The organism is Pseudomonas wenzhouensis, assembly GCF_021029445.1.
GTDB classification, from domain to species: Bacteria; Pseudomonadota; Gammaproteobacteria; order Pseudomonadales; family Pseudomonadaceae; genus Aquipseudomonas; species Aquipseudomonas wenzhouensis.
On sequence record NZ_CP072610.1, the window covers coordinates 3,923,737 to 3,939,422 of the forward strand.

The window sequence follows — 15,686 nt, forward strand, 5'->3', positions numbered from 1 at the left end:
TGCGGGGCTCTTTCATGATGGACGACGCGTAAGGTGCGCCATGCGCGGCAAATGTCACATCTGACTTTGCAGGTACTTCTCCAGGCCCAGCTTGTCGATCAACTGCAGCTGGATCTCCAGCCAGTAGGCGTGGTCTTCCTCGGTGTCCTTGAGCTGCGCCAGGAGAATGTCGCGGCTCGGGTAATCCTGGTGCTTCTCGCACAACTCGATGCCCTTGCTCAGGGCCGCACGTACCTCGTATTCCAGCTGCAAATCCAGCTTCAGTGCTTCAGGCACGGTCTGCCCGTAGGTGAAAGCGTTGGGCACCATGTCCGGAACCCCTTCGAGGAAGATGATGCGCTTGAGCAAGGCATCGGCATGCTGGGTTTCTTCTTCCATTTCGTGGTTGATACGCTCGTAGAGCTTGCTGAAGCCCCAATCCTCATACAGACGCGAATGGATGAAATACTGATCGCGAGCAGCCAGCTCGCCCTTGAGCAGATACTTGAGATAGTCGACGACTTCGCTATGGCCTTTCATGCCCGGCTTTCCTTGTTGCATTCATGAACAGGGAGCAATGCTCCGCCTCACACCAGAATCGGTCAAGCAAAAGCACAACGCCTCCCGAAGGAGGCGCTGCGATTCAAGGCTTAGCCATCAGGCCAGATCGAAGCGATCCAGGTTCATCACCTTGGTCCAGGCGGCGACGAAGTCCTCGGCCAGCTTTTGCTTACCGTCGGCACTGGCATAAACCTCGGCGTAGGCACGCAACACCGAGTTGGAGCCAAATACCAGGTCGTTGCGCGTGGCGCTGTACTTCACGGCCCCGGTCTTGCGGTCGCGTCCCTCGAACACTTCGCTCGCGCTGTCCACGGCCTTCCACTCGATGCCCATGTCCAGCAGGTTGACGAAGAAGTCATTGGACAATGCGCCGACCTGGTCGGTGAACACGCCATGCTGGCTGCCATCATGGTTGGCGCCCAGCACACGCAGGCCACCGATCAGGGCCGTCAACTCCGGAGCAGTCAGGGTCAGCAGTTGCGCCTTGTCGATCAGTATCGCCTCGGTGGGTACCCCTAGGTTGCCTTTGCTGTAGTTACGGAAGCCATCGGCAGCCGGTTCCAGCACAGCGAAAGACTCGACATCGGTCTGATCCTGGCGCGCATCGACGCGACCCGGTGCGAACGGCACGTCCACTGTCACGCCAGCGGCCTTGGCCGCCAGTTCGACACCGACATTGCCTGCCAGCACGATCACATCGGCCAGGGAAGCCTTGCCCGATGCCTGCTGGATGGCCTGCAGCTTCGGCAGCACCTTGATGGCGCGCTGGTTGACGGCCCAGTCCTTCTGAGGCGCCAGGGCCAGACGAGCACCATTGGCACCGCCGCGTTTGTCACCACCACGGAAGGTCGAGGCCGAAGCCCAGGCCACGGACACCAGGTCACCGACCGACAAGCCGGATGCCGCGATCTTCGCCTTGAGATCGGCGATGTCGGCGGCCGTCGGGTTGTGCGTGGCAGCCGGCAGCGGGTCTTGCCAGATCAGATCCTCTTTCGGTACTTCCGGGCCGAGGTAACGCGCTTTCGGCCCCATGTCGCGGTGGGTCAGCTTGTACCAGGCACGCGCGAAGGCATCGGCAAAGGCCTGCGGATCCTCATAGAAGCGCTTGGAAATCTTGCCGAACTCCGGATCGAAACGCAGGGTCAGGTCAGTGGTGAGCATGGTCGGCTTGTGGAATTTACCCGGCACATGCGCGTCCGGGATGATCTCCGGCGCGTCCTTGGCGACCCATTGCTTGGCGCCGGCCGGCGACTTGGTCAGCTCCCACTCGAACTTGAACAGGTTCTCGAAGAAGTTGTTGCTCCACAGCGCCGGCGTCTTCGTCCAGGTCACCTCGAGGCCACTGGAAACGGTGTCCTTGCCATGCCCCGAACCATAATCGCTGTGCCAGCCAAGCCCCTGCGCCTCGATAGGTGCGGCTTCCGGCTCAGGCCCCTTGTGCGACTCCGGCGCGGCGCCATGCGCCTTACCGAAAGTGTGGCCGCCGGCAATCAGTGCGACGATCTCTTCGTCGTCCATGGCCATGCGATAGAAGGTGGCACGAATATCCTTGGCAGCAGCCAGGTAATCGCCGCTGGCGTTCGGGCCTTCCGGGTTCACGTAGATCAGGCCCATGTGCGTGGCACCAAAGGGCCCGGACAACTCGCGGTCATCATTCACACGCTTGGGATCGACACCCAACCAGGCCATTTCTGCGCCCCAGTTGACGTCCTGATCCGGTTCCCAGACGTCTTCACGGCCGGCACCGAAGCCGAAGGTACGGAAGCCCATGGACTCCAGCGCAACGTTGCCGGCAAGGATGTACAGGTCGGCCCAGGAAATGGCCTGGCCGTATTTCTGCTTGATCGGCCACAGCAAACGGCGCGACTTATCGATGTTGACGTTATCTGGCCAGGAGTTCAGCGGGGCGAAACGCTGCTGGCCACGGCCACCGCCGCCACGGCCGTCAGTGGTGCGGTAGGTACCGGCGGAGTGCCAGGCCATGCGAATGAACTGCGGGCCATAGTGACCGAAGTCGGCCGGCCACCAGTCCTGGCTATCGGTCATCAGCCTGACCAGATCGGCTTTCAATGCCTTGTAGTCGAGCTTCTTGAACGCTTCGGCATAGTTGAATGTTTCACCCAGCGGGTTGGAACGATTCGAATGCTGGTTGAGCAGATCCACACGTAGCTGGTTCGGCCACCAATCCCGATTGGTCGTGCCCCCACCGGCAACGTGATTGAACGGACATTTACCTTGGTTCGACATGGTTCTCTCCTTTTCCTCATCGGGTCGGTCACAGCATGTGCAACCAACGATGGGACAAGCCTAGACCCGCTTTGCCAAGCGAACCAATTCATCAAGCGTAACAGTACGATAGTTATTTTCTTTCGCACCCCATCGCCCGGCAAAAGCTCAGCCATATCTGGCTCGGAAGACAGCGCATGTAAAGAATGGCGCTTTCTTCAGGGCAACAAAAAACCGGGCACAAGGCCCGGTTTCTTGTACAACCAGCAACTTACTCGGCGTCTACAGCTGCACCGGCGACCGGACGGTCAACCAGCTCAACGTAGGCCATCGGAGCATTGTCGCCAGCGCGGAAACCGCACTTGAGGATGCGCAGGTAGCCGCCATTACGGGTGGCGTAGCGCTTGCCCAGATCGTTGAACAGCTTGCCGACGATGGCTTTCGAACGGGTACGGTCGAAGGCCAGACGACGGTTGGCAACGCTGTCTTCCTTGGCCAGGGTGATCAGCGGCTCGGCAACGCGACGCAGTTCCTTGGCTTTCGGCAGGGTAGTTTTGATCAGCTCGTGCTCGAACAGCGAGACCGCCATGTTCTGGAACATGGCCTTGCGGTGAGCGCTGGTGCGGCTGAGGTGACGGCCACTTTTACGATGACGCATGGTTCAATTCCTTACCAAACTTGTTCGTTCGGTGATGATGACGATCAGGCAGTGGCCTTATCGTCTTTCTTCAGACTTGCCGGCGGCCAGTTGTCGAGGCGCATACCGAGGGACAGACCGCGAGAAGCCAGAACATCCTTGATTTCAGTCAGGGATTTCTTGCCCAGGTTCGGGGTTTTGAGCAGCTCTACTTCAGTGCGCTGAATCAGATCACCGATGTAGTAGATGTTCTCTGCCTTGAGGCAGTTGGCCGAACGTACGGTCAGTTCCAGGTCATCGACAGGACGCAGCAGGATCGGATCGATCTCGTCTTCCTGCTCGACCACCACCGGCTCGCTGTCACCCTTGAGGTCGACGAACGCGGCCAACTGCTGCTGCAGGATGGTCGCGGCACGACGGATGGCCTCTTCAGGATCCAGGGTACCGTTGGTTTCCAGGTCGATAACCAGTTTGTCCAGGTTGGTGCGCTGCTCGACACGGGCGTTTTCCACCACGTAAGCAACCCGACGCACAGGGCTGAACGAAGCATCCAGCTGCAAACGACCAATGCTGCGGCTTTCATCTTCGTCGCTCTGGCGAGCGTCGGCCGGCTCATAGCCGCGACCACGAGCTACGGTGAGCTTCATGTTCAGCGAGCCATTGGCGGCCAGGTTGGCAATGACGTGGTCGCCATTGACGATTTCGACATCGTGATCCAGCTGAATATCGGCAGCGGTAACTACGCCCGGGCCCTTCTTAGCCAGAGTCAGGGTCACTTCGTCACGGCCGTGCAGCTTGATAGCCAGACCTTTCAGGTTGAGCAGGATCTCGATGACATCTTCCTGCACACCTTCGATCGCGGAGTACTCGTGGAGTACGCCGTCGATCTCGGCCTCGACTACTGCACAGCCAGGCATGGAGGACAACAGGATGCGACGCAGCGCGTTGCCCAGGGTATGGCCAAAACCACGCTCGAGAGGCTCGAGGGTGATCTTGGCACGGGTCGGACTGACCTCCTGCACATCAATGTGACGGGGGGTCAGGAACTCATTTACCGAAATCTGCATGGATGCACCTATTTTCTAGCCCTTACTTGGAGTAGAGCTCGACAATCAGGCTCTCGTTGATGTCAGCGGACAGATCGCTACGAGCCGGTACGTTCTTGAACACACCAGACTTCTTCTCAGCGTCTACTTCTACCCACTCAACACGGCCGCGCTGGGCGCAGAGCTCAAGAGCCTGAGCGATGCGCAGCTGGTTCTTCGATTTCTCGCGAACAGCAACGACGTCGCCAGCTTTAACCTGGTAGGACGGTACGTTTACGGTCTGACCGTTGACGCTGATTGCTTTGTGCGAAACCAGCTGACGGGATTCGGCACGGGTAGCACCAAAGCCCATACGGTAAACCACGTTATCCAGACGGCACTCCAGCAGTTGCAGCAGGTTTTCGCCGGTGGCGCCCTTCTGGCTGGCAGCTTGCTTGTAGTAACCGCTGAACTGACGCTCCAGAACGCCGTAGATACGGCGGACTTTTTGCTTTTCACGCAGCTGGGTGCCGTAGTCGGACTGGCGACCGCGACGCTGACCGTGAATACCGGGAGCTGCTTCGATGTTGCACTTAGATTCAAGCGCGCGAACACCACTCTTCAGGAAGAGATCGGTGCCTTCACGGCGAGACAGTTTGCACTTGGGACCAATGTAACGAGCCATTTCTCACTGTCTCCTGTTTACACGCGACGCTTCTTCGGCGGACGGCACCCGTTGTGCGGGATAGGCGTCACGTCGGTGATGCTGGCGATTTTGTAGCCGCAGGCGTTCAGAGCACGCACGGCAGATTCGCGACCCGGACCTGGGCCCTTGACGTTGACGTCGAGGTTCTTCAGGCCATATTCCAGCGCAGCCTGACCAGCGCGCTCGGCGGCGATCTGTGCAGCGAACGGAGTGGACTTACGCGAGCCGCGGAAACCCGAACCACCAGAGGTAGCCCAGGACAGGGCGTTACCCTGACGGTCGGTAATGGTCACGATAGTGTTGTTGAAAGACGCGTGGATGTGGGCGATGCCATCAACCACCGTCTTTTTGACTTTTTTACGAGTACGAGCAGCAGGTTTTGCCATGACTAAATTCCTGTCGATTCGCGAATGCGATTACTTGCGGATCGGCTTACGCGGGCCCTTACGGGTGCGAGCGTTGGTCTTGGTGCGCTGACCGCGAACCGGCAGACCTTTACGATGACGCAGACCGCGGTAGCAGCCCAGATCCATCAAGCGCTTGATCTTCATATTCACTTCACGACGCAGGTCGCCTTCGGTATTCACCTTGGCTACTTCGCCACGGAGCTGTTCGATCTGCTCGTCAGTCAGATCCTTGATTTTCGCAGCCGGATTTACACCGGTAGCGGCACAGATTTTCTGTGCAGTGGTGCGACCAACACCGTAGATGTAGGTCAGCGAGATAACAGTGTGCTTGTTATCCGGAATGTTAACGCCTGCAATACGGGCCATTCAGTGGAACTCCAATTGACAGCTACCTACGCCCCGGAAGCCAAGAAATAGGGCGCGAGATATTAACGCTGTAAAAACAAATAATCAACCCGGCAGCGCACTAGCTGCCGGGCTTATCACGCGTGGTTCACACTCAGCCTTGGCGCTGCTTGTGACGCGGCTCTGCGCTGCAGATCACCCGCACGACACCTTCGCGACGGATAATTTTGCAGTTACGGCACAGCTTTTTCACCGATGCACGAACTTTCATTACCAACTCCTCGAACCTTACGGGTGGATCAGCGGAGCATGCCGCTGCCATAGCCCTTCAGGTTGGCTTTCTTCATCAGGGAATCGTACTGGTGAGACACGAGGTGCGATTGCACTTGGGACATGAAGTCCATTACAACCACGACCACGATCAGCAACGAGGTCCCGCCAAGGTAGAACGGAACGTTGGCTGCCACCACCAGGAACTGGGGCAACAGGCACACGGCCGTCATGTACAGAGCACCGAACATGGTCAAGCGGGTCAGAACGCCATCGATATAGCGCGCCGACTGCTCGCCCGGACGGATGCCCGGAATAAAGGCACCGGACTTCTTCAGGTTTTCCGCTACGTCTTTCGGGTTGAACATCAGCGCTGTATAGAAGAAGCAGAAGAAAATGATCCCTGCACTAAACAGCAGAATGTTCAACGGCTGACCAGGAGCGATAGCCTGCGAAATGTCCTGCAGCCAGCCCAAACCCTCGGACTGACCGAACCAGGCACCCAGCGAGGCCGGGAACAGCAGAAGGCTGCTGGCGAAAATGGCCGGGATTACGCCCGCCATGTTCACCTTCAACGGCAAGTGGCTGGTCTGCGCAGCGAAAACCTTGCGGCCCTGCTGACGCTTGGCGTAATGCACCGCAATGCGACGCTGACCACGCTCGATGAACACCACGAAACCGATGATCGCTACTGCCAGCAGGCCGATGGCGATCAGAGCGAAGATGTTGATATCGCCCTGACGAGCAGACTCGAAAGACTGCCCGATCGCCGCCGGCAGACCGGCCACGATGCCTGCAAAAATCAGCATCGAGATACCGTTGCCGACACCGCGCTCGGTGATCTGCTCGCCCAGCCACATCATGAACATCGCGCCCGCCACGAAAGTGGTGATCGCCACGAAATGGAAGCCGAAATCGACCGAGAACGCGACGCCCTGGCTAGCCAGACCAACGGACATGCCGATGGCCTGAACGAACGCCAGGACGAGAGTGCCGTAGCGGGTGTACTGGCTGATCTTGCGACGGCCAGCTTCACCTTCCTTCTTCAACTGCTCCAGCTGCGGGCTGACGGCAGTCATCAGCTGCATGATGATCGATGCCGAGATGTACGGCATGATCCCCAGTGCAAAGATGCTCATCCGCTCCAGCGCGCCGCCGGAAAACATGTTGAACAAGCTAAGAATGGTCCCCTCATTCTGCCGGAACAGATCCGCCAGTCGGTCTGGGTTGATGCCAGGAACCGGGATGTGCGCACCTATCCGGTAGACGATGATCGCCAGGAACAGGAAGCGCAGACGAGCCCAGAGTTCGGACAACCCGCCACCTGCCAGCGCTGAGAGAGCACCTTGCTTAGCCATTTAGTCCTCGAACTTACCGCCAGCCGCGATGATAGCCGCACGCGCACCCTTGGTGGCGGCGATACCTTTCAGGGTGACCGCACGGGTAACCTCACCGGACAGCATGACTTTCACACGCTGTACGTGATGGCCAACCAGATTGGCATCCTTCAGAGCCTGCAGAGTCACAACGCCCTCTACCTTGTTCAGCTCGGAGGTACGCAATTCGGCGCGATCCATAGCCTTCAGGGAGACGAAGCCGAACTTCGGCAGACGACGGTGCAGCGGCTGCTGACCACCCTCGAAGCCCGGAGCAATGGAGCCACCGGAACGGGAAGTCTGACCTTTGTGACCACGTCCGCCAGTTTTACCCAGACCGCTACCGATGCCACGGCCCGGACGGTGCTTCTCGCGACGGGCACCCGGCGCGGAACGCAGATCGTTCAGTTGCATGATTAACCCTCCACCTTGAGCAGGTAGTAAGCCTTGTTGATCATGCCGCGGTTTTCCGGAGTATCCAGAACCTCTACGGTGTGACCAATGCGACGCAGGCCGAGACCCTTGACGCAAGCTTTGTGATTGGCCAGGCGGCCATTGGTGCTCTTGATCAGAGTCACTTTGACGGTATTAGCCATGGTTAGAGAATCTCCTCGACGCTCTTGCCACGCTTGGCTGCAACGGAATCCGGAGACTGCATGGTCTTCAGACCCTTGAAGGTGGCATGTACCACGTTCACCGGGTTGGTCGAGCCGTAGCACTTGGCCAGAACGTTCTGCACACCAGCCACTTCCAGCACGGCACGCATGGCGCCGCCGGCGATGATACCGGTACCTTCAGAAGCCGGCTGCATGTACACCTTGGAGGCGCCATGAGCGGACTTGATCGGGTACTGCAGAGTGGTGCCGTTCAGATCCACCTGGATCATGTTGCGACGCGCAGCTTCCATCGCTTTCTGGATGGCGGCCGGCACTTCACGGGACTTGCCGCGGCCGAAACCAACGCGACCCTTGCCATCACCCACCACGGTCAGCGCAGTGAAGGTGAAGATACGGCCGCCTTTTACGGTCTTGGCAACGCGGTTCACCTGAACCAGCTTCTCGATGTAGCCTTCGTCGCGCTTTTGGTCGTTATTTGCCATAACTTAGAACTCCAGCCCGCCTTCACGAGCAGCATCAGCCAGCGCCTTGACGCGGCCGTGGTACTTGAAGCCAGAACGGTCGAATGCCACCTGGGTTACACCAGCGGCTTTCGCACGCTCGGCAACCAGCGCACCAACTTTCTTGGCTGCGTCGATGTTGCCGGTGGCGCCATCACGCAGAGCTTTGTCCAAGGTAGAGGCGCTGGCCAGAACCTTGCTGCCGTCGGCCGAGATGACCTGGGCGTAGATGTGTTGCGAAGAGCGGTACACGCACAGACGCACGGCTTCGAGCTCGTGCATTTTCAGGCGTGCTTTGCGAGCGCGACGCAGACGAGTAACTTTTTTGTCGGTCATTTTTCAGCCCCTTACTTCTTCTTGGCTTCTTTACGACGGACAACCTCATCCGCGTAACGAACGCCTTTGCCCTTGTAGGGCTCAGGACGACGGAAGTCACGGATTTCCGCAGCCACCTGACCCACCAGTTGCTTGTCGATACCCTTGATCAGGATTTCGGTCTGGTTCGGGGTTTCGGCCACGACGCCTGCCGGCAGTTCGTAGTCGATCGGGTGGGAGAAGCCCAGCGCGAGGTTCAGCACCTGGCCTTTGGCCTGGGCTTTGTAGCCCACGCCGACCAGCTGCAGCTTACGCTCGAAGCCTTGGCTGACACCGATCACCATGTTGTTGACCAGAGCACGAGTGGTGCCGGCCATGGCGCGGTTCTGCTGATCGCCATTACGGGCGGCGAAACGCAGTTCGCTGCCTTCCTGGATCACTTCCACGGAGGAGTGAACGTTCAGTTCGAGGGTGCCCTTGGCGCCCTTGACCGAGAGCTGCTGACCGGCGAGTTTGATCTCGACACCGGCAGGCAGCACAACGGGGTTCTTAGCAACGCGAGACATGCTTATCCCCCCTTAGAACACGGTGCAAAGCACTTCGCCGCCGACACCGGCAGCGCGCGCAGCGCGATCCGTCATCACACCTTTGTTGGTGGAGACGATGGAAACACCGAGACCGCCGCGTACCTTCGGCAGGTCATCGACGGATTTGTACTGACGAAGGCCAGGACGGCTCACGCGCTTGACTTCCTCGATGACCGGACGGCCTTCGAAGTACTTCAGCTCGATGGACAGTTGTGGCTTGGCTTCACCATTGACTTCATAACCCGCAATGTAACCTTCGTCTTTCAGAACTTTGGCTACTGCTACCTTCAGAGTGGAAGAAGGCATGCTTACGACGGACTTTTCAGCCATCTGGGCATTACGGATACGAGTTAGCATGTCCGCTAACGGGTCCTGCATACTCATGGGCTAGACGCTCCTGATACAAAAAGAACAGCCCGAAGGCTGTGGGATCATCCAAAAGCTCGGCATCAAAATACCAGGCTCAGGAGAGCCGGACATTCTAGAGACCGAGCAAAAATGAAGCAAGCCCCAAAAGGGGCTTGTTCATAAAAAGACAAAACCGGCACAAGGCCGGTTTTGTTTGTTGCTTACCAGCTGGCTTTCACCAGGCCCGGTACGTCACCACGCATGGCAGCTTCGCGCAGCTTGTTACGCGACAGACCGAACTTGCGGTAAACGCCGTGCGGACGGCCGGTGATGCGGCAGCGGTTACGCAGGCGCGAGGCGCTGGCGTCACGCGGCTGCTTCTGCAGTGCGACCTGAGCTTCCCAACGCGCTTCCGGACTGGTGTTCGGATTAGCGATGGTGGCTTTCAGCTCGGCACGCTTCTTGGCGTACTTGGCAACCGTTTGCTGACGCTTCAGCTCGCGGTTCTTCATGCTTGTCTTGGCCATTGTCCAGGACTCCGATCAGTTGCGGAACGGGAAGTTGAAAGCACGCAGCAGAGCGCGGCCTTCATCATCGTTACGGGCAGTGGTAGTCAGGGTGATGTCCAGACCACGCAGCGCATCGATCTTGTCGTAATCGATTTCAGGGAAGATGATTTGTTCACGAACACCCATGCTGTAGTTACCGCGACCATCGAAAGACTTGGCATTCAGGCCGCGGAAGTCACGCACGCGCGGCAGGGAGATGGACAGCAGACGATCCAGGAACTCGTACATACGCTCGCGACGCAGAGTGACCTTGACGCCAATCGGCCAGCCTTCACGAACCTTGAAACCAGCGATCGACTTGCGGGCATGAGTCACAACAACTTTCTGACCGGTAATCTTCTCGAGGTCGGCAACAGCGTTTTCGATGATCTTCTTGTCACCGATCGCTTCGCCCAGGCCCATGTTCAGGGTGATCTTGGTGATGCGCGGAACTTCCATCACGTTCGCCAGCTTCAGTTCTTCCTTCAGCTTGGGCGCGATTTCCTTCCGGTAAATCTCTTTCAGTCGTGCCATGGTATTTACCTACGGATTCTCAAGCGCCAACCGGCTTCTGGGTGGACTTGAAGACACGAATTTTCTTGCCGTCTTCGACTTTGAAGCCAACGCGGTCAGCCTTGTTGGTCTCAGAGTTGAAGATGGCAACGTTGGAAGCGTGCAGCGGCGCTTCTTTCTCGACGATACCGCCTTGAACGCCCGACATCGGGTTCGGCTTGGTATGACGCTTCACCAGGTTGATGCCACCGACGACCAGACGGTCGTCAGCGAGAACCTTGAGCACCTTACCGCGCTTACCTTTGTCTTTACCGGCGATCACGATGATCTCGTCGTCACGACGAATCTTTTGCATGTCGGATCTCCTTAAAGCACTTCAGGGGCGAGCGAGACGATCTTCATGAACTTCTCGGAACGCAGTTCACGGGTCACTGGCCCGAAGATACGGGTACCGATCGGCTCCTGCTTGTTGTTCAGCAGAACAGCAGCATTGCCGTCGAAGCGGATGATCGAACCGTCGGCACGACGAACGCCGTGACGGGTGCGAACAACCACTGCGGTCATGACCTGACCTTTCTTCACTTTGCCGCGCGGAATTGCTTCCTTGACGGTGACCTTGATGATGTCGCCGATGCCGGCGTAGCGACGGTGCGAGCCACCTAGAACCTTGATACACATTACGCGACGTGCACCACTGTTGTCAGCCACATCGAGCATGGATTGAGTCTGAATCATAAAATTTCTCCGACCCCTAGCCCTTAGACGTCAACGGCACGTTCAACGACTTCAACCAGAGCCCAGGACTTGGTCTTGGACTGCGGACGGGTTTCGCGAATGGAAACCTTGTCGCCGATCTTGCACTGGTTGGTTTCGTCGTGAGCGTGCAGTTTGGTCGAACGCTTGACGTATTTACCGTAGATCGGGTGCTTTACACGGCGCTCGATCAGAACGGTGATGGTCTTGTCCATCTTGTCGCTGACAACACGGCCGGTCAGCGTACGGACTGTTTTTTCAACTTCGGCCATGATCACTTACCTGCCTGCTGGCTGAGGACAGTCTTGACGCGAGCGATGTCGCGCTTCACTTGCGAGAGCAGGTGAGACTGCCCCAGCTGGCCAGTCGCCTTCTGCATACGCAGATTGAACTGGTCGCGCAGCAGCTCGAGCAGTTGCTCGTTCAGCTGTTGTGCGCTTTTTTCACGAAGTTCGGTCGCTTTCATCACATCACCGTCCGCTTAACAAAGGTGGTGGCGAGCGGCAGCTTTGCAGCAGCCAGGGCGAATGCCTCGCGCGCCAGCTCTTCGGATACGCCTTCGATCTCGTACAGGACTTTGCCTGGCTGGATCTGGGCTACCCAGTATTCAACGCCACCCTTACCTTTACCCATCCGCACTTCGAGAGGCTTCTTGGTAACCGGCTTGTCCGGGAAGACGCGGATCCAGATCTTGCCGCCACGCTTAACGTGACGGGTCAGAGCACGACGAGCGGACTCGATCTGACGAGCGGTGAGACGACCGCGGGCGACAGACTTCAGCGCGAATTCGCCGAAGCTGACCTTGCTACCGCGCTGAGCCAGACCACGGTTGTGGCCGGTCATCTGCTTGCGGAACTTCGTACGCTTTGGTTGCAACATGATGCGTACTCCTTATTTCTTAGCAGCTTTACGAGGAGCGGGCGCTTGCGGCTTCAGCTCTTCAGTGCGGCCACCAATGACCTCACCCTTGAAGATCCAAACCTTGACGCCGATCACACCGTAAGTGGTGTGCGCTTCGTAGGTGGCGTAATCGATATCAGCACGTAATGTGTGCAGTGGCACACGGCCTTCACGATACCACTCGGTACGAGCGATTTCAGCACCGCCAAGACGACCGCTCACCTGGATCTTGATGCCCTTGGCACCAATGCGCATTGCGTTCTGTACTGCACGCTTCATAGCACGACGGAACATAACACGACGTTCCAGCTGCTGAGCTACGCTCTGCGCAACCAGCATACCGTCGAGCTCCGGCTTGCGGATCTCTTCGATGTTGATGTGCACCGGCACACCCATTTGCTTGGTCAGGTCCTGACGCAGCTTCTCAACATCTTCACCTTTCTTGCCGATCACGATGCCGGGACGAGCGGTGTGGATGGTGATGCGTGCGGTTTGAGCCGGACGAGCGATGTCGACACGGCTAACGGACGCGCTTTTTAGTTTGTCTTGCAGGTATGCACGAACCTTCAGGTCGGCGTTCAGGTAGTCGGCATAATTGCGACCATCTGCGTACCAGACCGAAGTGTGATCCTTGACGATTCCCAGGCGGATGCCAACGGGATGTACTTTCTGACCCATCTGATCGACTCCGTTACTTGTCCGCAACCTTGACAGTGATATGGCAAGACCGCTTGACGATGCGATCTGCACGGCCTTTCGCACGCGGCATGATGCGCTTAAGCGAACGCCCTTCGTTGACGAAAACGGTGCTGACCTTCAGGTCATCAACGTCTGCGCCTTCGTTGTGCTCGGCGTTGGCAACGGCCGACTCCAGCACTTTCTTCATGATCTCGGCGGCTTTCTTGCTGCTGAAAGCCAGCAGGTTGAGCGCTTCGCCCACCTTCTTCCCGCGGATCTGGTCGGCGACCAGGCGAGCTTTCTGGGCGGAGATGCGAGCGCCCGACAACTTAGCGGCTACTTCCATTTCCAAACCCCTTAACGCTTGCCTTTCTTGTCGGCAACGTGACCACGATAGGTACGCGTGCCGGCAAATTCGCCCAGTTTGTGGCCGACCATGTCTTCGTTCACGAGAACCGGGACATGCTGACGACCATTATGGACAGCGATGGTCAGACCGACCATCTGCGGCAGGATCATGGAACGACGCGACCAGGTTTTAACCGGCTTGCGATCATTCTTTTCCACCGCCGCTTCGACCTTCTTCAGTAGGTGAAGATCGATAAAAGGACCTTTTTTCAGAGAACGTGGCACTGTCGTATCCCTCTATTTACTTGCGACGACGGACGATCATGTTGTCGGTGCGCTTGTTAGCACGGGTCTTCGCGCCCTTGGTCGGGAAGCCCCATGGCGACACCGGATGACGACCACCGGAGGTACGACCTTCACCACCACCGTGCGGGTGATCAACCGGGTTCATGGCAACACCACGAACGGTCGGACGAACGCCACGCCAGCGCTTGGCACCAGCCTTACCCAGCGAACGCAGGCTGTGCTCGGAGTTCGAGACTTCGCCCAGGGTCGCACGGCACTCAGCCAGGACTTTGCGCATTTCGCCGGAGCGCAGACGCAGAGTCACGTAGGCACCTTCACGCGCGATCAGCTGAGCGGAAGCACCAGCGGAACGAGCGATCTGTGCGCCTTTGCCCGGCTTCAGCTCGATACCGTGAACGGTCGAACCCACCGGAATGTTGCGCAGCTGCAGGCTGTTGCCCGGCTTGATCGGGGCCATGATGCCCGCAACCAGCTGATCGCCAGCGACCACGCCCTTCGGCGCGATGATGTAGCGACGTTCGCCGTCAGCGTACTTCAGCAGAGCGATGTGAGCAGTACGGTTCGGATCGTATTCCACGCGCTCGACGGTGGCAGGAATGCCATCCTTGTCGTTGCGACGGAAGTCGACCAGACGGTAATGCTGCTTGTGACCACCACCGATATGACGGGTGGTAATACGGCCGTTGTTGTTACGACCGCCAGACTTCGACTTCTTCTCGAGCAGCGGAGCGTACGGAGCGCCTTTGTGCAGCTCCTGATTGACCACCTTGACCACAAAACGGCGGCCAGCGGAAGTCGGTTTGCATTTAACGATTGCCATGATGCACCCCTTCCTTACTCAGCACTGCTGGTGAAATCGAGATCTTGGCCCGGCTGAAGGGAGATAACCGCCTTCTTCCAGTCGTTACGCTTGCCCAGACCGCGAGCGGTGCGCTTGCTCTTACCCAGAACGTTCTGGGTAGTCACGCGCTCAACCTTCACGTTGAACAGGCTTTCGACGGCCTTCTTGATTTCCAGCTTGGTCGCATCGGTAGCGACTTTGAAAACGAACTGACCTTGCTTGTCAGCCAGAACCGTGGCCTTCTCGGAGATGTGCGGGCCAAGCAGCACTTTGAATACGCGTTCCTGGTTCATCCCAGCAGCTCCTCGAATTTCTTCACGGCCGAAACGGTGACCAGCACCTTCTCGTACGCGATCAGGCTGACCGGATCGGAACCCTGAACGTCACGTACATCAACGTGCGGCAGGTTGCGGGCAGCCAGGTACAGGTTCTCGTCGACCGCATCGGATACGATCAGCACGTCGGTCAGGCCCAGGCCATTGAGTTTGGCCAGCAGGGTCTTGGTCTTCGGCGCATCAACGGCGAAGTCTTCGACCACGACCAGACGGTCGGTACGAACCAGCTCAGCAAGAATGGAGCGCATTGCTGCGCGGTACATCTTCTTGTTCAGCTTTTGCTCATGGTTACGGGTGGACGCTGCGAAGGTCACACCACCGCCACGCCAGATCGGACCACGAGTGGTACCGGCACGAGCACGACCGGTACCCTTCTGACGCCACGGGCGCTTGCCGCCACCGGAAACGTCGGAACGGGACTTCTGGCCCTTGGTGCCCTGACGACCGCCAGCCATGTAGGCCACGACTGCTTGGTGTACCAGGGTCTCGTTGAACTCGCCACCGAAGGTCGCTTCGGACACTTCGATCGCCTGAGCGCCATTTACATTCAATTGCATCTCAGATT

At 58.2% G+C, this 15,686-nt stretch carries 28 protein-coding genes; all 28 read right to left on the reverse strand.

Features of this window, described 5'->3' with window-relative positions; genetic code table 11:
- Nucleotides 1-54: 54 nt before the first annotated feature.
- Nucleotides 55-519, reverse strand: a complete 465-nt coding sequence (gene bfr, locus J7655_RS18280; protein WP_230925654.1) for a bacterioferritin — start codon at nt 517-519, stop codon at nt 55-57.
- A gap of 117 nt (nt 520-636) precedes the next feature.
- Nucleotides 637-2,787 (reverse strand): catalase/peroxidase HPI, encoded by a 2,151-nt coding sequence (gene katG, locus J7655_RS18285; RefSeq protein ID WP_230925655.1) that lies wholly within the window; start codon nt 2,785-2,787, stop codon nt 637-639.
- A gap of 250 nt (nt 2,788-3,037) precedes the next feature.
- Nucleotides 3,038-3,424 (reverse strand): 50S ribosomal protein L17, encoded by a 387-nt coding sequence (rplQ, locus tag J7655_RS18290; protein WP_230925656.1) that lies wholly within the window; start codon nt 3,422-3,424, stop codon nt 3,038-3,040.
- Between the two features lie 44 nt (nt 3,425-3,468).
- Nucleotides 3,469-4,470, reverse strand: coding sequence for a DNA-directed RNA polymerase subunit alpha (locus J7655_RS18295; protein WP_003243938.1), 1,002 nt, complete (start codon nt 4,468-4,470; stop codon nt 3,469-3,471).
- A gap of 22 nt (nt 4,471-4,492) precedes the next feature.
- Nucleotides 4,493-5,113, reverse strand: coding sequence for a 30S ribosomal protein S4 (gene rpsD, locus J7655_RS18300; RefSeq protein WP_024309654.1), 621 nt, complete (start codon nt 5,111-5,113; stop codon nt 4,493-4,495).
- A gap of 17 nt (nt 5,114-5,130) precedes the next feature.
- A complete protein-coding gene (gene rpsK, locus J7655_RS18305) occupies nt 5,131-5,520 on the reverse strand; it encodes a 30S ribosomal protein S11 (RefSeq protein ID WP_003243933.1) in 390 nt (129 codons plus the stop codon).
- Between the two features lie 30 nt (nt 5,521-5,550).
- Entirely contained in the window at nt 5,551-5,907 is a 357-nt protein-coding gene (gene rpsM, locus J7655_RS18310) for a 30S ribosomal protein S13 (RefSeq protein ID WP_012019780.1), read from the reverse strand.
- A 133-nt stretch (nt 5,908-6,040) separates the two neighbouring features.
- Nucleotides 6,041-6,157 carry a 50S ribosomal protein L36 gene (gene rpmJ, locus J7655_RS18315; protein WP_002555468.1) on the reverse strand — a complete coding sequence of 39 codons (117 nt, stop codon included), beginning with the start codon at nt 6,155-6,157 and terminating at the stop codon, nt 6,041-6,043.
- Nucleotides 6,158-6,185: 28 nt separating this feature from the next.
- Complete coding sequence (gene secY / locus J7655_RS18320; protein ID WP_104730402.1) at nt 6,186-7,514, reverse strand: preprotein translocase subunit SecY; 1,329 nt, start codon at nt 7,512-7,514, stop codon at nt 6,186-6,188.
- Nucleotides 7,515-7,946 (reverse strand): 50S ribosomal protein L15, encoded by a 432-nt coding sequence (rplO, locus tag J7655_RS18325; RefSeq protein WP_230925657.1) that lies wholly within the window; start codon nt 7,944-7,946, stop codon nt 7,515-7,517.
- A gap of 2 nt (nt 7,947-7,948) precedes the next feature.
- A complete protein-coding gene (gene rpmD, locus J7655_RS18330; protein WP_003243922.1) occupies nt 7,949-8,128 on the reverse strand; it encodes a 50S ribosomal protein L30 in 180 nt (59 codons plus the stop codon).
- 2 nt (nt 8,129-8,130) lie between these two features.
- Nucleotides 8,131-8,631: a 30S ribosomal protein S5 gene (rpsE, locus tag J7655_RS18335; RefSeq protein WP_084342128.1), complete on the reverse strand. Its 501-nt coding sequence runs from the start codon at nt 8,629-8,631 to the stop codon at nt 8,131-8,133.
- A 3-nt stretch (nt 8,632-8,634) separates the two neighbouring features.
- Entirely contained in the window at nt 8,635-8,985 is a 351-nt protein-coding gene (gene rplR, locus J7655_RS18340; protein WP_003463284.1) for a 50S ribosomal protein L18, read from the reverse strand.
- Between the two features lie 11 nt (nt 8,986-8,996).
- Entirely contained in the window at nt 8,997-9,530 is a 534-nt protein-coding gene (gene rplF, locus J7655_RS18345) for a 50S ribosomal protein L6 (protein WP_003463285.1), read from the reverse strand.
- Between the two features lie 12 nt (nt 9,531-9,542).
- Nucleotides 9,543-9,935 carry a 30S ribosomal protein S8 gene (gene rpsH, locus J7655_RS18350; protein ID WP_003243915.1) on the reverse strand — a complete coding sequence of 131 codons (393 nt, stop codon included), beginning with the start codon at nt 9,933-9,935 and terminating at the stop codon, nt 9,543-9,545.
- A 185-nt stretch (nt 9,936-10,120) separates the two neighbouring features.
- Nucleotides 10,121-10,426, reverse strand: a complete 306-nt coding sequence (gene rpsN / locus J7655_RS18355) for a 30S ribosomal protein S14 (protein ID WP_003463288.1) — start codon at nt 10,424-10,426, stop codon at nt 10,121-10,123.
- Nucleotides 10,427-10,441: 15 nt separating this feature from the next.
- Nucleotides 10,442-10,981 (reverse strand): 50S ribosomal protein L5, encoded by a 540-nt coding sequence (rplE, locus tag J7655_RS18360; RefSeq protein WP_230925658.1) that lies wholly within the window; start codon nt 10,979-10,981, stop codon nt 10,442-10,444.
- A gap of 19 nt (nt 10,982-11,000) precedes the next feature.
- The gene (rplX, locus tag J7655_RS18365; RefSeq protein WP_003463290.1) at nt 11,001-11,315 is read right to left on the reverse strand and encodes a 50S ribosomal protein L24; all 315 of its coding nucleotides are present in this window, start codon (nt 11,313-11,315) and stop codon (nt 11,001-11,003) included.
- Nucleotides 11,316-11,326: 11 nt separating this feature from the next.
- Nucleotides 11,327-11,695: a 50S ribosomal protein L14 gene (gene rplN / locus J7655_RS18370; protein ID WP_003243907.1), complete on the reverse strand. Its 369-nt coding sequence runs from the start codon at nt 11,693-11,695 to the stop codon at nt 11,327-11,329.
- A 23-nt stretch (nt 11,696-11,718) separates the two neighbouring features.
- Complete coding sequence (rpsQ, locus tag J7655_RS18375; protein WP_230925659.1) at nt 11,719-11,985, reverse strand: 30S ribosomal protein S17; 267 nt, start codon at nt 11,983-11,985, stop codon at nt 11,719-11,721.
- Between the two features lie 2 nt (nt 11,986-11,987).
- Nucleotides 11,988-12,179, reverse strand: a complete 192-nt coding sequence (gene rpmC, locus J7655_RS18380) for a 50S ribosomal protein L29 (protein WP_003243902.1) — start codon at nt 12,177-12,179, stop codon at nt 11,988-11,990.
- Nucleotides 12,179-12,592, reverse strand: a complete 414-nt coding sequence (rplP, locus tag J7655_RS18385) for a 50S ribosomal protein L16 (protein WP_003243901.1) — start codon at nt 12,590-12,592, stop codon at nt 12,179-12,181. Before rplP ends, rpmC begins: the two co-directional genes overlap by 1 nt.
- Before the next feature lie 12 nt (nt 12,593-12,604).
- Nucleotides 12,605-13,291, reverse strand: a complete 687-nt coding sequence (gene rpsC / locus J7655_RS18390; RefSeq protein ID WP_230925660.1) for a 30S ribosomal protein S3 — start codon at nt 13,289-13,291, stop codon at nt 12,605-12,607.
- A 13-nt stretch (nt 13,292-13,304) separates the two neighbouring features.
- On the reverse strand, nt 13,305-13,637 hold the full coding sequence (gene rplV, locus J7655_RS18395; protein WP_003103908.1) for a 50S ribosomal protein L22: 333 nt from the start codon (nt 13,635-13,637) through the stop codon (nt 13,305-13,307).
- Between the two features lie 11 nt (nt 13,638-13,648).
- Entirely contained in the window at nt 13,649-13,924 is a 276-nt protein-coding gene (rpsS, locus tag J7655_RS18400) for a 30S ribosomal protein S19 (RefSeq protein ID WP_003243896.1), read from the reverse strand.
- 16 nt (nt 13,925-13,940) lie between these two features.
- The gene (gene rplB, locus J7655_RS18405) at nt 13,941-14,765 is read right to left on the reverse strand and encodes a 50S ribosomal protein L2 (protein WP_159973770.1); all 825 of its coding nucleotides are present in this window, start codon (nt 14,763-14,765) and stop codon (nt 13,941-13,943) included.
- Nucleotides 14,766-14,779: 14 nt separating this feature from the next.
- Entirely contained in the window at nt 14,780-15,079 is a 300-nt protein-coding gene (gene rplW, locus J7655_RS18410; RefSeq protein WP_003243891.1) for a 50S ribosomal protein L23, read from the reverse strand.
- Entirely contained in the window at nt 15,076-15,678 is a 603-nt protein-coding gene (gene rplD / locus J7655_RS18415) for a 50S ribosomal protein L4 (protein WP_230925661.1), read from the reverse strand. Before rplD ends, rplW begins: the two co-directional genes overlap by 4 nt.
- Between the last annotated feature and the right edge of the window lie 8 nt (nt 15,679-15,686).

What these genes read in the sequence shown, in the direction of transcription:
- rpmJ (WP_002555468.1), bottom strand. Translation starts at nt 6,157, where the DNA reads ATGAAAGTTCGTGCATCGGTGAAAAAGCTGTGCCGTAACTGCAAAATT.
- rplD (WP_230925661.1), bottom strand. Translation starts at nt 15,678, where the DNA reads ATGCAATTGAATGTAAATGGCGCTCAGGCGATCGAAGTGTCCGAAGCG.
- rplB (WP_159973770.1), bottom strand. Translation starts at nt 14,765, where the DNA reads ATGGCAATCGTTAAATGCAAACCGACTTCCGCTGGCCGCCGTTTTGTG.
- rpsM (WP_012019780.1), bottom strand. Translation starts at nt 5,907, where the DNA reads ATGGCCCGTATTGCAGGCGTTAACATTCCGGATAACAAGCACACTGTT.
- rplV (WP_003103908.1), bottom strand. Translation starts at nt 13,637, where the DNA reads ATGGAAGTAGCCGCTAAGTTGTCGGGCGCTCGCATCTCCGCCCAGAAA.
- rpsN (WP_003463288.1), bottom strand. Translation starts at nt 10,426, where the DNA reads ATGGCCAAGACAAGCATGAAGAACCGCGAGCTGAAGCGTCAGCAAACG.
- rpsQ (WP_230925659.1), bottom strand. Translation starts at nt 11,985, where the DNA reads ATGGCCGAAGTTGAAAAAACAGTCCGTACGCTGACCGGCCGTGTTGTC.
- rpsD (WP_024309654.1), bottom strand. Translation starts at nt 5,113, where the DNA reads ATGGCTCGTTACATTGGTCCCAAGTGCAAACTGTCTCGCCGTGAAGGC.
- rplX (WP_003463290.1), bottom strand. Translation starts at nt 11,315, where the DNA reads ATGCAAAAGATTCGTCGTGACGACGAGATCATCGTGATCGCCGGTAAA.
- rplE (WP_230925658.1), bottom strand. Translation starts at nt 10,981, where the DNA reads ATGGCACGACTGAAAGAGATTTACCGGAAGGAAATCGCGCCCAAGCTG.
- rplN (WP_003243907.1), bottom strand. Translation starts at nt 11,695, where the DNA reads ATGATTCAGACTCAATCCATGCTCGATGTGGCTGACAACAGTGGTGCA.
- rpsE (WP_084342128.1), bottom strand. Translation starts at nt 8,631, where the DNA reads ATGGCAAATAACGACCAAAAGCGCGACGAAGGCTACATCGAGAAGCTG.
- rplO (WP_230925657.1), bottom strand. Translation starts at nt 7,946, where the DNA reads ATGCAACTGAACGATCTGCGTTCCGCGCCGGGTGCCCGTCGCGAGAAG.
- bfr (WP_230925654.1), bottom strand. Translation starts at nt 519, where the DNA reads ATGAAAGGCCATAGCGAAGTCGTCGACTATCTCAAGTATCTGCTCAAG.
- rplW (WP_003243891.1), bottom strand. Translation starts at nt 15,079, where the DNA reads ATGAACCAGGAACGCGTATTCAAAGTGCTGCTTGGCCCGCACATCTCC.
- katG (WP_230925655.1), bottom strand. Translation starts at nt 2,787, where the DNA reads ATGTCGAACCAAGGTAAATGTCCGTTCAATCACGTTGCCGGTGGGGGC.
- rpsC (WP_230925660.1), bottom strand. Translation starts at nt 13,291, where the DNA reads ATGGGTCAGAAAGTACATCCCGTTGGCATCCGCCTGGGAATCGTCAAG.
- rpmD (WP_003243922.1), bottom strand. Translation starts at nt 8,128, where the DNA reads ATGGCTAATACCGTCAAAGTGACTCTGATCAAGAGCACCAATGGCCGC.
- rplR (WP_003463284.1), bottom strand. Translation starts at nt 8,985, where the DNA reads ATGACCGACAAAAAAGTTACTCGTCTGCGTCGCGCTCGCAAAGCACGC.
- rplP (WP_003243901.1), bottom strand. Translation starts at nt 12,592, where the DNA reads ATGTTGCAACCAAAGCGTACGAAGTTCCGCAAGCAGATGACCGGCCAC.
- secY (WP_104730402.1), bottom strand. Translation starts at nt 7,514, where the DNA reads ATGGCTAAGCAAGGTGCTCTCTCAGCGCTGGCAGGTGGCGGGTTGTCC.
- J7655_RS18295 (WP_003243938.1), bottom strand. Translation starts at nt 4,470, where the DNA reads ATGCAGATTTCGGTAAATGAGTTCCTGACCCCCCGTCACATTGATGTG.
- rpmC (WP_003243902.1), bottom strand. Translation starts at nt 12,179, where the DNA reads ATGAAAGCGACCGAACTTCGTGAAAAAAGCGCACAACAGCTGAACGAG.
- rpsK (WP_003243933.1), bottom strand. Translation starts at nt 5,520, where the DNA reads ATGGCAAAACCTGCTGCTCGTACTCGTAAAAAAGTCAAAAAGACGGTG.
- rplQ (WP_230925656.1), bottom strand. Translation starts at nt 3,424, where the DNA reads ATGCGTCATCGTAAAAGTGGCCGTCACCTCAGCCGCACCAGCGCTCAC.
- rpsH (WP_003243915.1), bottom strand. Translation starts at nt 9,935, where the DNA reads ATGAGTATGCAGGACCCGTTAGCGGACATGCTAACTCGTATCCGTAAT.
- rplF (WP_003463285.1), bottom strand. Translation starts at nt 9,530, where the DNA reads ATGTCTCGCGTTGCTAAGAACCCCGTTGTGCTGCCTGCCGGTGTCGAG.